12 protein-coding genes are annotated in these 13,810 nt (G+C 36.6%); 9 read left to right on the top strand and 3 right to left on the bottom strand.

Annotated elements, in window-relative coordinates; genetic code table 11:
• On the bottom strand, nt 1-930 hold a 930-nt coding region (locus AQF98_RS21285), incomplete at its 3' end, for a hypothetical protein (RefSeq protein WP_200911933.1).
• 1,440 nt (nt 931-2,370) lie between these two features.
• On the opposite strand from AQF98_RS21285, the gene AQF98_RS21280 reads away from it, so the two are divergent.
• The 3 genes from AQF98_RS21280 to AQF98_RS21270 are packed head-to-tail and all read left to right on the top strand — an operon-like array spanning nt 2,371 to nt 4,973.
• Nucleotides 2,371-3,930 (top strand): DUF4394 domain-containing protein, encoded by a 1,560-nt coding sequence (locus tag AQF98_RS21280; RefSeq protein ID WP_055133984.1) that lies wholly within the window; start codon nt 2,371-2,373, stop codon nt 3,928-3,930.
• 6 nt (nt 3,931-3,936) lie between these two features.
• Complete coding sequence (locus AQF98_RS21275) at nt 3,937-4,242, top strand: YbaB/EbfC family nucleoid-associated protein (RefSeq protein ID WP_055133983.1); 306 nt, start codon at nt 3,937-3,939, stop codon at nt 4,240-4,242.
• Nucleotides 4,243-4,295: 53 nt separating this feature from the next.
• On the top strand, nt 4,296-4,973 hold the full coding sequence (locus tag AQF98_RS21270; protein WP_055133982.1) for a metal-dependent hydrolase: 678 nt from the start codon (nt 4,296-4,298) through the stop codon (nt 4,971-4,973).
• 56 nt (nt 4,974-5,029) lie between these two features.
• Here AQF98_RS21270 and AQF98_RS21265 read toward each other — a convergent pair whose 3' ends face one another.
• Both AQF98_RS21265 and AQF98_RS21260 read right to left on the bottom strand, forming a co-directional pair.
• Complete coding sequence (locus AQF98_RS21265) at nt 5,030-5,419, bottom strand: hypothetical protein (protein WP_055133981.1); 390 nt, start codon at nt 5,417-5,419, stop codon at nt 5,030-5,032.
• A gap of 70 nt (nt 5,420-5,489) precedes the next feature.
• Nucleotides 5,490-6,374, bottom strand: a complete 885-nt coding sequence (locus AQF98_RS21260) for a TonB family protein (RefSeq protein WP_055133980.1) — start codon at nt 6,372-6,374, stop codon at nt 5,490-5,492.
• A 105-nt stretch (nt 6,375-6,479) separates the two neighbouring features.
• Between AQF98_RS21260 and AQF98_RS21250 the strand changes: the two genes are divergently transcribed.
• The 6 genes from AQF98_RS21250 to AQF98_RS21225 all read left to right on the top strand — a co-directional run bounded on the left by AQF98_RS21250 (nt 6,480) and on the right by AQF98_RS21225 (nt 13,791).
• Nucleotides 6,480-8,693, top strand: coding sequence for a tetratricopeptide repeat protein (locus AQF98_RS21250; protein ID WP_235524281.1), 2,214 nt, complete (start codon nt 6,480-6,482; stop codon nt 8,691-8,693).
• A gap of 1 nt (nt 8,694) precedes the next feature.
• A complete protein-coding gene (locus AQF98_RS21245) occupies nt 8,695-9,435 on the top strand; it encodes a LytTR family DNA-binding domain-containing protein (RefSeq protein ID WP_055133977.1) in 741 nt (246 codons plus the stop codon).
• Between the two features lie 3 nt (nt 9,436-9,438).
• The gene (locus tag AQF98_RS21240; protein WP_055133976.1) at nt 9,439-9,915 is read left to right on the top strand and encodes a DUF3592 domain-containing protein; all 477 of its coding nucleotides are present in this window, start codon (nt 9,439-9,441) and stop codon (nt 9,913-9,915) included.
• A gap of 118 nt (nt 9,916-10,033) precedes the next feature.
• Nucleotides 10,034-11,071: a hypothetical protein gene (locus tag AQF98_RS21235; protein WP_055133975.1), complete on the top strand. Its 1,038-nt coding sequence runs from the start codon at nt 10,034-10,036 to the stop codon at nt 11,069-11,071.
• Nucleotides 11,072-11,100: 29 nt separating this feature from the next.
• Nucleotides 11,101-11,763 carry a hypothetical protein gene (locus tag AQF98_RS21230; protein ID WP_055133974.1) on the top strand — a complete coding sequence of 221 codons (663 nt, stop codon included), beginning with the start codon at nt 11,101-11,103 and terminating at the stop codon, nt 11,761-11,763.
• A gap of 12 nt (nt 11,764-11,775) precedes the next feature.
• Nucleotides 11,776-13,791, top strand: a complete 2,016-nt coding sequence (locus AQF98_RS21225; RefSeq protein WP_082435224.1) for a thiol-activated cytolysin family protein — start codon at nt 11,776-11,778, stop codon at nt 13,789-13,791.
• The last annotated feature ends 19 nt before the right edge of the window (nt 13,792-13,810 follow it).

Below are 13,810 nucleotides of genomic sequence, written 5' to 3'. Positions count from 1 at the left end.
AATATCCGTCTTGGAGGTACTGGTAACGGTAATGGCCGAAACGGTCAAGGTCGCAATATTCGTGTTCGCATTGCCTCCGGCGCTGATCGCACGGCAACGGTAAGTGTAACCGTTCATCCCTCCGGTAGCACCGGTAATGGTCAAGGTCGAAGTGGTTGCATTGCTGTAAACACCACCATTGCTAATGTCAACGAAACCGCTGCCCGTATTCACCTGCCACTGATAGCCAGTAGCATTGTTAGCCGTCATCGCAAACGTTGTACTCCCTGCAGCACAGATGGTACGGTTGGGTGGGTTGCCTGTAATTACTGCGGCTAATGCTGCATCCTGAAATGTAAAATTATCAATGGCAAGATAATCATAGTTACTGCTCAATTGAATTTCAAGTTGATCTATAGCAATCCCGGTGAAATTTGAGACTCCATCGGTGGCAAAGTTAACTGGTATAAAACCATTATTAGGTGCGGTAAAGCCGATATTAGTCCCAGCGGTATTTTTAACAATCGTAAATTGTGTAACACCGCCCAATTTCCCAATAAAAGTAACCGAACCAGGTTGGCCATTCAAAGTAACATTGGGGTTTTGAGTGGCACTACCAGTTAAATAAATGAATAAACTACTCACCTTAAAGGTACCTGAAGCATCAGTAATCTTACAGATTTGTCCCATAGAATCGCCATTTGCGGCATCATCAGCTTGAATAAATCTGTTTGAAAAATTATAGCCCAGACCAGCTATATTGACAACCTTAAAGCCAAGGTAGTTGCTCGTCAAGTTGAACGTTTTGGTACCGTTTGTAAAAGAAGCTTGCCCTACGGTTGAGGCTTCAAACGTTTCTGTTGTTTGTGCAGTCAGCATTCTGGGCAGCACTAAAGCTATCAAAACCAGTAGGTATTTTAAAAAAAACCTTTTGAAGTAACTTTTTTTCATAAATATAAATTTAGTTTGTTATTAGATTCGCTTAAATAAGGATAGATTTCTTTCTAAACTCAATGAATAATATCATCGATTCCCATAAGAATAGCCTATCAGACTATACCGTAAGAAAGACAGATTTAGTTAAAGAAAAATTGATGGGAGTAACCGTTTTGAAAAGATTTTGAAAACCTAGAGTTTTGCTCCTTTGAAAACCACAGCAGTTTCCAACCTTAGAGAGTTGAGAGATGTTCAGCATAAGAGAGAGAGTTAATTATATTAACCAAAAATATAGTTTTTTTTTAAAAAAGAAATAATATCGCTTATAATTTTTCTAATTACTTTATTCTACCAAGTTATATTCCTCCTCTTTTATGGAGATTTGAGACGCGGTGACTATACCATTATGCATCAAGTAATTTAACGAAAATTCTAATAACTAACTCTCAAAAGACTCACTTACAATACACTATAAACAATTTGGCTCAAAATTGACTATTTTATTTCTTCGAAATAATGCCATCAACCATGCGGAATCTCAGATCTTATACTTTATGTTGATGATATCATAAATCTTTCGGCTAGGCAACAGCAATTTGCTAAAAAAAAGCCTAAGTTGCTATTATTAGCTATTGTTCTGAAGCTGAAAAACTGAAAATATTTCCTCGAGATTAATATTTTAACTAAAAAGAAATATAAATTCAAACTGTTTACATTAATTGCAGCAAAAGCATTATTTCAATCTACTAGATAAAGAAATTGATTGCTATTAGGAATAGCCAATATGGCGGGGCTGACAAAATGGTCAATGCTGGATAAGACACCCATCAGCATTTAATCTGTTGCAAAAAATGAAAGAGGCCCTAACCTTTACGGCAAGGACCTCGATCTAAATTAACGCTCTCAGATTTCTTTAGTCAATAACCGTGCCATAACAATAAAACATTCCAATCTTCTTGGCAATAAAAAGTAATTAAGACACATGAAAAGTTTTCTTAAAAGCAGTGCGCACTGACTCAATGAATTACAAACAGGGAGTTGGTATCCCCAATAACTTCATTAGTTAAATCTATCAATGCCCTTGTTCAACGAGTTGATTAATTGATGTGCTAAAAGTAAAGCAAGTGTATGTTAGCGTTTACTTTACATCATGTTGCAGGTGTTAAAAAATAAAACCAGTATTGTAATGGTAAAAACAGGTTCAATTGTCAGTGCCAAATAGACTAAAGCGATTTTGAAGGATAAGGAAGCTGGCTGATTTTTTTTGTAGGAAAACTACTAAGAAACCCTTATCTCCTTTTAAATGTGACATTTGATCTGGGCAATGAGGTAAAACAGCCATCACAATATAAATGGACCAAACCCAGAAAACAAGTATAAATTAAATTTTAAGCTTATCTTGCGGCCAAACTATTCATCACTAAATTTCGTTTAGAAATAGTTAAACCTATAAAAATGATGCAATTTTTCAGTCTACAAAATAAATTCCTTTTTAAGCTTTTGGGTGTAGTTGTACTACTTACCATTGTCATGTCGTGCAAAAAGGAAAATGTCTATAAGAAACTCCCTGTCAATGGGCCTGATCAAGATTTTTATGCGTTATCAACAGATAATGGCATATATAGGTTCAATGCACAAGATGTTAAATCAATCCCTACAAAAATAGCAATTACCGGATTGGCGCCAGATGAGAAGATATTGAGTATTGATTTTAGGCCAGCCACTGGCGAGCTTTATGGGGTAAGTACTGCCAGTAAAATTTATGTCATTGACGCTTCTGGAGCAGTAAGATTAATTTCTACTAATGCATTTAACCCTGGAATAGCTCAAGATGCTGTTGTTAGTTTAGATTTCGACCCTACAACAGATCAAATGAGGATAGTAACCAACAAAGGTCAAAATTTAAGAATAAATCCAGAAGATGGGGTAATGATCTCTTCTGATCCAACCCTAATTGGTGACGTAACCATATTTGGGGCTGCTTATAACAATAGTAAGGCCGGTTCTAAAACTGCAACCTTGTATGATATTGATACCAAAAATCAAAAACTATACAAACAAGAGCCTGCAAATAGTGGTCAGTTGGTGGCTATTGGTAATTTTGACCTCAACTTAGGAACCAATGTTAGTTTTGACATTTCTGCAGACAATAGCAATGCAATGGCAATAGGTAAAGTTGGCGACAGCACCAAGTTATTTACTATCGATTTAACCACTGGAAAAGCACAATTAAAAGGTAATTTCCCTCTAAGTGCATCTTTTAGAGGTATTGCAATGCCCCCAGATAAAGTAGCTTATGCAGTAGACAATGCCAACAATTTTTTAATTTTTAATCCAGACAAAGGAAACGCAACAACCGCAATTGAACCTGTAAGCATTGCAATAAAGGGTTTACAAGCTGGGGAAACGGTAGTTGGGATGGATATGCGCCCCTTAAATGGCCGTGTATATGCCTTAGGAAGCTCGAGCAGGCTTTATCGTGTTAATTTAGCCACTGCCGAATTTACACAAATTGGTTCTGGTGCATTCACCACACTTTTAAATGGAACCAACTTTGGTTTTGATTTTGACCCCATCAGTGATCGAATTCGTGTAGTTAGCAATACTGGACAAAACTTAAGAATCAATCCTAGTGATGCCGTAGTAACTAACGATCCGGGCCTAAGCCCTAGTGGTGTTACTATAGGTGCGGCCGCATTTAGTAACAATTTTAAAGGTGCAAATACAACTACACTATATGTAATTGATTATGCAACTGATAGATTATATACTCAAGAACCCATTTCGGGTGTTTTAACAGAGGTAGGTGCACTAAAAGTTGATGCAACAGGTGCCAATGGATTTGATATTATTAGTACGCTCTCAACAAATACAGGTTATGCTTTGTTAACAGTAGGTACAGAAACTAGGCTATACTACATTAATTTAATAACCGGAGAAGCATCATTAACTTCAAAGTTTAGCATAAATGTAACCGCATTTACCCTTGGATTAAGATTTTACACAAAAAACTAAATAACAATGTTCGATAAATTAATGGCCGCCCAACAACAGGCCGAAGAAATTAAAAAACGTTTAGATACCATATCTGTATTTGGAGAAGTTGAAGGTGGAGCAATCCGCATTACTTCTACCGCAAACAAGGCAATTACTGCCATAGAAATTGACGAAGAATTTTATAAACAAGCAGATAGAGAAGAGTTAGAAGAACTTTTGCTTACTGCAATTAATAAAGCTTTAACACAAGCAGACCAAGTTAGCGCTACAGAAATGCAAGCTGCTACTAAAAGTATGTTAGGTGGTTTAGGCGGAATGTTCGGCTCTTAAAAATTTATCAGACAACAAGATTTTCAACACTAATAGCTCAAATCTTATAAAAAATGAAATATACTTATTACGGCCAATCTAGTTTCCTATTGGAAACAGCAAGTAAAAAGTTCTTGTTCGATCCGTTTATTAGCCAAAACCCACTGGCTAGTGAAATAGACATTACGAAGATCGAAGCAGATTATATTCTAGTAAGCCATGGTCATGGCGACCACGTAGGCGATTTGATTACCTTAGCCAAACAAACCAATGCTCAGGTAATTGCTATACCAGAGGTAATTGGATGGGTAATGAAACAGGGCGTAGAAAATGTACATCCAATGAATTTTGGAAAGTACAAGTTTGATTTTGGAACTGTTCGTATGGTTTGGGCAACACATTCTGCTGGCCTTCCAGATGGCAGTTATGGTGGCAATCCGGCAGGCTTTGTATTGGAATTGGATGGCAAACAAATTTATTTTGCTGGGGACACTGGCTTAACCATCGAAATGAAGTTATTGGCAGAACTTTACAGATTAGATTATGCCATTTTACCTATTGGAGGAAATTACACCATGGATGTAGATGATGCGGTAATTGCATCAAACTATATCAATTGCGATAAAATAATTGGGGTACATTATGATACTTTCCCAGTAATTGAAATTGATTCTGTAGTGGCTGTAGAAAGTTTTAAACGGGCCCAAAAACAACTTTTATTACCCGCCATTGGCGAAACCATTACCTTATAAAACTAAAAAGGCTCCTAAATTTCAGGAGCCTTTTTAATTAACAAACTAGTTATGACTTAGTTTTTCTTTGCAGCTTTATTTGCTTTATAACGCATATCTGGTGTACCATCTTTTTTAGTTGGGCCAGCAGCTACTACTTTAGCTCCTTTGTTTGCTTTATAACGCATGTCTGCAGTACCGTCTTTCTTAACTGGAGCTGCTGCTGTTGTTGCTACTTTCTTAACTTCTTTTTTAGCTGCTGCCGGAGCTGCTGCTGCAGTTGTTGTTACTTTAGCTTCAACCTTTTTCGCTTCCGTTTTTGCTGCAGCTGTTGTTGTAGCTGCTTTAGCTTCTACTTTTTTAGCTTCTTTTTTAGCCGCTTGTTTTACAGCAGGAGCTGCAGTTTGTGCATAAGTGGTGCTTACACCTAATATTGCAATTGCAATAAGACCGATTAATTTTTTCATGTTGTTTTTCTTTTGTTGAAGCAAAATTGCTCGTTTAATATGAAGATTATATGAAGTTACTGAATTCTAATTAATTATCAAATGAAAATTTAATTGGAATTACGCTCCTCAAATTTGCAATTTCGCCAAGCTCTTTACCAGGAATCCATTTACCTGAAGCCTTAACCAAACGGATGGCTTCATTGTCTAAATCTATACTAGAATTACGGTTTGATAAGGCTACAACATCTTCTATTTTACCGTCTTGGTTTACTACAAAACTGACCAACACTGTCCTCTTTATTTTATTTCTTAAAGCATAAGTGGGATATCTCATTGCCTTTTTAACATAGGCTTCAAAAGCCGCAACACCACCTGGATAATTGGGCAATTCTATGGCGCTTAAGTGGGTCAAAGCCTTCTTATCCTTATCGAAATAGATCCCTGCAGTTACTTCTCCTTGTTCATTGTGATTTTCTTTAATGGCTAGACTTCCATTTTTATAAAAAGTTCTCCAAATCCCTATCTTTTTTTCACTAAGGTACACGCCATCACTCTTTAACTGCCCATTATCCCAATAAGATTTAAAGAGCCCATTAAGCTTATCCCAACTGTAAACTACTTTTTCAGCCAATTGTTTATTGCTATAATAATAGTTCCACTCTCCTACTTTATATCCCTTATCATACTCCCCTTCTTCTAAAACATTCCCGTCTTCGTAAAAAACATAAGGCCCTTTTCTTATCTCGAGATTTTTATCTTCAAAACTTATTTTTTCGCGAAGTTCATTTCTTTTCCCATACAAGCTAAGTACCCAAAGCCCATTTTGTTGGCTTATTTTCCTATTCCATTCCGAACGTAAAGGATCGATATGATATCCTCTAGGTCGTTGAAAAATGGTGGTGGTATCTTGTTGTGCAACCGCAAAGGTTGTAGTGATCAATAAAAAAAATAGAATTAAACTGTGCTTTTTCATACTTGTTTTTCGCCGTTTAATAATCCAACTTCTCCATTCACATAATTAAAATATAAATCTACCATTTTATTTGCATTTTTAATTCTCAGATTAACGCCATTTATTTTGACAGCAAGAAAAGTTATACCCTTATTAAATATTATTTCCATTATTGGGATAGCCTGTTGTTTTACGACATCTATTTGGGCGCAAAGTTTAAACCCGACTGAAGCTTTATTGCTCAAACTAAATCAAAATGTAAAACAGGATACGAATAGGATTAACCTTCTGGTACAACTTTCTAAAGCATATTACGGGGTTAATCCGACTAAAATGCTCGAAGCCACACAGCAGGCGATTGAACTTTCGCAAAAAATCAAATTTAAAAGGGGCATGGCCGAGGCTTATCGCTTTCAGGGCATTGCGCATTATACTTTGGGCAATTTTAAGGAGGCTGAAACTAATTTTAGCAGCGCTTTAAATCTAAACGAAGAAATCAAATACCGAACAGGGATCATTGCTTGTCTTTCTAATTTAGGTAGTGTAAATATGGTGCAGAACAATTATCCAATTGCACTAAATTATTACCAGAAATCTATTAGAATTAGCGAACAGGCCAAAGACGATCTGAATACAGGTATTAGCTATGGCAACATGGGAGTAATTTATAGTGAAATGAAGAACTATGAAATGGCCCTCAAGCATTTCCAAGGTGGTTTAACATTGCATACAAAAATAGATTATGCCATTGGCATTGCAACAGGCTTAGGTAATGTTGGCAACGTTTATTTTAAGATGAAAAATTTTGACAAGGCCTTAGTTTATTACCAAAAAGCGCTAGACAAAAATCTTGAAATAGGCAATAAATTGAATATAGCCCGAGAATATGGCAATGTAGCCAATGTACAAAGTGAACTAAAGTTATATGACCAATCGCTCATCAACTATCAAAAGGCATTACAACTCAACGAGGAAATCAAAAACAAAAAGGGCATTGCTGTAAACCTGCAAGGAATTGGTAATTACTATTTAAAACAAGGGCGATATAAAGAGGCTCTAGATTTTATGCAGCGTGCCAATACCTTAGCTGCTACCATTAACATTTTGGATGTACAGAAAGAAACCTTCGATTCGCTAAGTGAAATTTATGAAAAAACTGGAAAAATAGACAGTGCCTATCTCAACTTTAAAAAGTTTATCGCAGTGAGGGATAATATTGAAAATGAAGATAAACAAAAGCAGATTACTCGTCTAGAAATGAAATACGAGTTTGACACCAAAGAGGAAAAATATAAAAATGACCAATTGTTATCTAATGAACGTTTAAATCAACAACAGTTGATGTTAGATCTCAACCAATCTAAGCTTAATGAGAGCAATAAAGAAAGAGACTTGGTAAGGTTGAATTATTTAAAAACACAATCTGAACTAAAAAATGAAGTACTTCAAAAAAAGGCACAAGAAAAACAGCTCATTTTAACAGAAAAAGAGAAGGATATTCAAGCAGAAAAGTCGAAATCGTTATTACAGACCAAACAATTTAATGAGCTCCAGATCAAACAACTTTGGTTATATGGCATTTTGACCATTATCGGTTTAGCCGGGATTTTATCTTTTTTCATTAACCATTACAGAATAAAATCACTTCGTGCACATAACGATCTGAATGAGCAGAAAGTAACTCAAATGGAAGAAGAATTAAAGTTAAAAAACAACATTAAAGAGGCCGAAATGCAAACTTTACGCTCGCAGATGAACCCACATTTTATCTTCAATACCTTAAACTCTATCAATAGCTACATTATTCAGCATAAAACAGAGGTAGCCAGCGAGTACCTTACTACGTTTTCTAAGTTGATGCGCAATATCCTCGATCTTTCTAAACATGAAACCGTAACATTGGCAAAAGAGATCAGCACACTTAACCTGTATATGGAATTAGAAGCCCTAAGGTTAGAGCATCAATTTGACTATTCCATTGTGGTTGATAAAAATATTGCACCAGAAATGATCAAAGTTCCGCCATTGGTCATCCAACCATTTGTAGAGAATGCCATTTGGCATGGCTTGCATAACAAAAAAGGAAATGGGCACATTTTGATCAAAATTACGGAGCAAAATGAAAGCCAATTACACATTACTATTGAAGACAATGGCATTGGCAGGGTAGCTTCTGCAGCCTTAAAAAAACAACAGGTAAACCATAAGTCTTACGGTATTGAGATTACCATTAATCGCCTACAACTTTTAGATGAAAACAATAGCGTAATCATCAACGACCTTTACGAAGAAGGCAAGGCGAGTGGAACAAGTGTAGAAATTAGTATTAATCTAGATTAGCATGATCAAAGCCATCATTATAGACGACGAAAAACATTGTATCATTACACTTAAACACCTACTCTCTGCTATTGATACCATTGAAGTGGTAGCCACCACACAAGATAGTACCATGGCAAAAGCGTTGATAGAAGAGCATCAGCCCCACTTGGTTTTTTTAGATATAGAAATGCCAGAGATGAATGGTTTTGATGTGATCCATCAATTTGAGAATCCTGGTTTTAAAGTGATCTTTACTACGGCCTATGATCAATATGCCTTAAAAGCATTGCGTTTAAATGCACTTGATTACCTTTTAAAACCTATCGATAAAAAAGATATTGAAATTGCACTCGAAAAATACAGCAACCAAGAACTGATCATTTCAAAAGATCAGGTTCAAAATCTCCATTTATTTACAAATGGAAAAATGCAAGATACCATTGCACTTTCTACACAACAAGGGCTCCTTTTTGTAAAGATAGACGACATTATGTACCTCGAAGCCGATAGTTGTTATACCCACATCATCATGAATGATCAAACTAGACACCTGGCCAGTAAAACCATGGCTACTTTTGAAGAAGTACTTTTAGACAACTCTTTATTTTTTAGGGCGCATAAATCACACATCGTTAACCTCAAATTTATTAAACAATACATCCGTGGCGAAGGTGGCGAATTGGTGATGCAGGATGGAAATATTGTGGCGCTCAGCCGAAATAGAAAACAAGAGTTTTTAAGCTTATTTAAAAAAGTGTAAAAGATGGTGATCCGTAACCGCAAGTTAATTGGCCTCATCTCCTTAATTGTGGGGCTAGCTGTTATTTTATTCTGGGGCGGTTTAGTACTGAAAATAGTCCAATTGCCTTTTATCGGAACAATAACACAAGCCAAAGTTATCGGATATAAGTCCAATAATGCTGGCTATGGTGCCAGAATGGTTCAAAGCCAAACTTCATTCAAAACACTGGCTTCCGGAAGAAGTCCGTTTTTCAGCTTTTTAACAACACAAGGAGATACCATTAAAACCTATAGTGACGCTCCACAGATCTTCATTTTATTTAACTATAAAATTGGTCAGGAAATTAGAGTTGCTTACCCTAAAAACGAACCACAAAAAGTAGTCATCGTTAATTGGAGAGAATTTCCAGGTTTAATCTTTATGATCATTTTTGGACTGCTACTTATTTTTGTAGGCAAGGATTATCTCTTTAAAAAAGTACCATCAACTACTTCCTAATTACATTGTTATCCTCTTATTTCGCATTTCAATAAGTCGTTAGCCCAGTTCGCTTATTGGCGATTTTACCCTATATTTTTGTTTGCAATTTTAGTGTACAATAATTTATCATCAGATTATGAAATCACTAAAATCGCACTTCTGGATTGCTCAAATGTTAATAGTGGGCATCTTTTTATTCTCCTGCAAAAAGCAAAGCACTGACCCTATACCTACCCAAGCAGAAGACCCTCAAGTAACCATTAATAAAGTAACTTTTACTGAAAGTACGCCTACCCTACCTGTTTTACCGTTTACCAGTGCCCCTAATAGCACTGCTGTGTTAATGGCAAAAGCAAACGCCAAGATTTATATCTTTTTAAAAACGCCAGAAGGTGGCGAGTTTTTGGTAAGTGGTTTTACTTACGATGTAAATGAGAATAAATTCACTTCCTTAAAAAAGCTGTCGACAGGAAGTTTTATTCAAGCTTCAGGATTAAATTCACCACTAATGGCAATTGACAACAATGAGCAATTGTGGAATGCCAACCCGACCATCATGTCAAGGTATGCAACATTAACAGACAGCTGGACAAGCTATACGGCCTCTACAAACTCAGGCACAAATAATGGTGCCTGTTATTTACTAAACAAAATGTATTATGCCGGTAATAGCGCAAACGCAACAGCAAGTTTTAAATACCTCGATTTTGGTGCGGGTTCTGTTTGGAACAATGCAGCAGACCTACCCTATTTGGCAGAAAGTCCGGCATTACAAGCTTATAACAGTAGGTACATCTATGCCATAGGCGGAGAAAAAACAACAGGTAGTGCCATTACTAAAAAGTTTACCATTTACGATACCCAGAGTGATAAATGGACTGCAGCAACAGACTTGCCTTTCGATTATTACTCATCTATTAATCACCATAGCACTACGATTTTAAAGAACAAGTACTTAATGGTATACAGTAAAAACAACAAAATCTACTTGTATGATTTAGAAGCTAAAATATGGAGAACAACACCTGCCGTAGACCTCGGTACTTTTAGCGGCATCAATGTAAATATTTTCAGCAACAGTAGTTTGGGCAAAGATGATGGCGATACCCTTTATCTCACCTATATGAATAACAAAGGTGAGTTTAACACCAAGAAATACGTGCTCAATCTCTAAATCATTTTCACTCTCAAATCAGTTTTACCATGTTACGTTTAACCTACTTATTCATTTTGTTATTGTTTTGCTACGCCTGCAATACACCCTATTATACCACAGTAAACAACATGAGTGGCCAACCCGCTACTTTAACCCTAAGTAATGGGCAGGTATTAACTGGCAAAATACAAGTAAATACTTTTGACAACTATAGCACCATTGGCAACATCTCTTTTGCTGTGGGTGTAAACAAAGCCTATACCACCTATAACCTCAGCGAAATTGACTACCTGTTTTTTAATGGTAGTAACTATAGTGTTAAAAATTTAAAGGGAAATGAAATGTGGGGTGGCAATGCCCTACGTTTTATCAAAGAATTAACACCCTCAAATAGCAAATTACAATTGTTCGAACATGAAACTGTTTTTAAAGACAGAGAAGGGAAAACAATTAAAGAAACACAGCTCTTCGTTCAATTGCCTGGCCATTCTAGAGATGTATATAATGCGCAGAGCGATAAATTCATTCCCAATTTTGACGATAAGGTGAGCGCTTATCTTGCCGATTGTCCAAATGTTGCCAACCTGATTAAGGAAAAGAACAAAGACTTCTTTTATGCCTTTGTAAACCAAGGTGAGCTCCGTAGAAAGCAGGTTTGGATGAACATTGTAAATGCCTATAACAATTGTAAATCATATTCAAATTTTTAAATCAATCTTAACATGAAAAAACTAATCTCCCCATTGTTATTCCTTTTGGCAATGACAATATTTTATCCAAGTGCCGCACAAATACGACCTGTGCTGAGACCTGTTAGCAATCAAGGAAATGAAATTGCTACGCTAATTCAACAAAAGGCCAATCAACTCAATTTAGGACCAGTACATGCAGAAAGTGCCGTAATGAGACCTACTGCAGGTGCTGGCGGATATTTTTTAAGGTTCGAAAAAGGTTGGGTTTATTACAACCCCACTTTAAAACAAGCTTTTGCCGTATATGGCGATATCATGAAAAAATGGGGTGAGCTTGGTTATGAAACTGGCGAACTGGGCTTTCCTACATCAGATGAAAAAGACAGCGACCAATCTGGTTGGAAAAGGATGAACAGTTTTGAAAAGGGAACCATTTATTGGGCAGATGGAAGAACCACAGTAGAAAAAAAGGGGATTATGGATAAAATCAAAGTAATCAACAACACGATGGTTACCCCCAAATTTGTCAATAAAAATGTACTGAGCATTAAAAAAATGTTAGGACAAAACTTTGATCTGGTGAGGATGAACAGCATGACCGCTGAAAATTTTACGGTTAAAAATGGCACAAAAGCAATAAAGGCCACCCAAAATGGGGCTGTAAAATGCATTACCGAATACAAAACAATAGATGTAAGAAATCCAGATCAGGATGTATTGAGCTTGGCTGCTACAGAAAATGTAGCCATTGGAGCTGTTTATCAACTGAGCGATTTTACTAACGGTAAGTTTAATCCCATTGGAGAAAATGAACAGAACAGAACCCCAATTAGATTAAGCATCTCGCAAACTACGGTTAATCAATTGGTAGATTTTCCTTCGGTAGATAACTTAATGGTTGCCCGTGATGCGGTGTTGAACAAGCCCGTAGCCTTGGCCAACCCGAAACAAACCTTAAAGTCGAATGAGGTCTATTCAATGCAAGACCTTAACCTAAGAGCTTCTGTAGGCTATTTTGGCCCTGGTATTGATGTTGCTGCCGAATTAAAAATGAACCAGAATTCTAAAAATCATAAATATCTATTGGAAGTTAATAGAGAATCTTTCATCATGACGGCTAGACCAACCATCACAGGTAAGTTTTTTACCGACGATGCCTTGAATAAAAAAGATGACCTTATTTATGTAGACAAGATCACCTATGGTGCCAAACTATTGGTTTACTTTGAAGATGCTTCAGATTTAAGCGATATCGAAACTGATGTATCTGGCGAGTATGGTACTGCCAGTGCCAAATTTAATTCCAAGTACAAACAAGCCTTACAAAACACTAATTTTTCCATTTTTGCTTATGGCCTACCTGCAAATGTAAATGCCATCAATTCTGTAAAGGGTTATGATGCCATGATGAACGAAGTTAATCGTCTTCTACGTTCTTTTGATGGTCAAAATAAATCTGCCAATAAATTTGGCTCTCCGATCTCTTATTCTCTTAAATTTTTGAATGGTGATGTTGCCGTTTGTAGTGGCCAAATGGAGAACCTGCCACAAACTACCTGCTCGCAAGAAAACTACAAATGGCGGGTAGAGTTGGTTGGTTTATACTGCAACAAAACCGACGACAATAGCAATGATGATATTAATGGCTGGGCTCGTTTTGAAGCATTCGATGGCAATAATAATCCACTTAACGACAGGAGCAATAGATCAGGTAATCTTCCTTTCAAAAGCACAAGATTTAGAGGTCCGGGTACAGGTTTTAGCATGGGTCAATTGGAACAAATCTACGACTTTAATGTGGGTGATGACAATGCTTACATCCAAATCAAAAGTAGAATTTGGGACCAAGAAGATATCAAGAAAAATGATTACAGTAGCTCAGGCGACAATACCGCAGACACTAGAAAATTCTATCTAAGAGACATTAAACTGAAAGCGCCAAGCCCTGAACAAGTGGGCACTATGAAAGGTGTACGAGCACTTGAGCTGAAACCTGGCTATGGAAATTATACACTATTGGTTAATATTTACCCTGTTGTTGATTAACGATCAGCAACAGGCCCAT

It is taken from the genome of Pedobacter sp. Hv1, from assembly GCF_001412215.1.
In the GTDB taxonomy this organism is placed as follows: domain Bacteria; phylum Bacteroidota; class Bacteroidia; order Sphingobacteriales; family Sphingobacteriaceae; genus Pedobacter.
Note: the sequence above shows the minus strand (reverse complement) of the source record. Positions and strands in the feature narration are given on the sequence as shown.

What these genes read in the sequence shown, in the direction of transcription:
- AQF98_RS21280 (WP_055133984.1), top strand. Translation starts at nt 2,371, where the DNA reads ATGATGCAATTTTTCAGTCTACAAAATAAATTCCTTTTTAAGCTTTTG.
- AQF98_RS21275 (WP_055133983.1), top strand. Translation starts at nt 3,937, where the DNA reads ATGTTCGATAAATTAATGGCCGCCCAACAACAGGCCGAAGAAATTAAA.
- AQF98_RS21270 (WP_055133982.1), top strand. Translation starts at nt 4,296, where the DNA reads ATGAAATATACTTATTACGGCCAATCTAGTTTCCTATTGGAAACAGCA.
- AQF98_RS21265 (WP_055133981.1), bottom strand. Translation starts at nt 5,419, where the DNA reads ATGAAAAAATTAATCGGTCTTATTGCAATTGCAATATTAGGTGTAAGC.
- AQF98_RS21260 (WP_055133980.1), bottom strand. Translation starts at nt 6,374, where the DNA reads ATGAAAAAGCACAGTTTAATTCTATTTTTTTTATTGATCACTACAACC.
- AQF98_RS21245 (WP_055133977.1), top strand. Translation starts at nt 8,695, where the DNA reads ATGATCAAAGCCATCATTATAGACGACGAAAAACATTGTATCATTACA.
- AQF98_RS21240 (WP_055133976.1), top strand. Translation starts at nt 9,439, where the DNA reads ATGGTGATCCGTAACCGCAAGTTAATTGGCCTCATCTCCTTAATTGTG.
- AQF98_RS21235 (WP_055133975.1), top strand. Translation starts at nt 10,034, where the DNA reads ATGAAATCACTAAAATCGCACTTCTGGATTGCTCAAATGTTAATAGTG.
- AQF98_RS21230 (WP_055133974.1), top strand. Translation starts at nt 11,101, where the DNA reads ATGTTACGTTTAACCTACTTATTCATTTTGTTATTGTTTTGCTACGCC.
- AQF98_RS21225 (WP_082435224.1), top strand. Translation starts at nt 11,776, where the DNA reads ATGAAAAAACTAATCTCCCCATTGTTATTCCTTTTGGCAATGACAATA.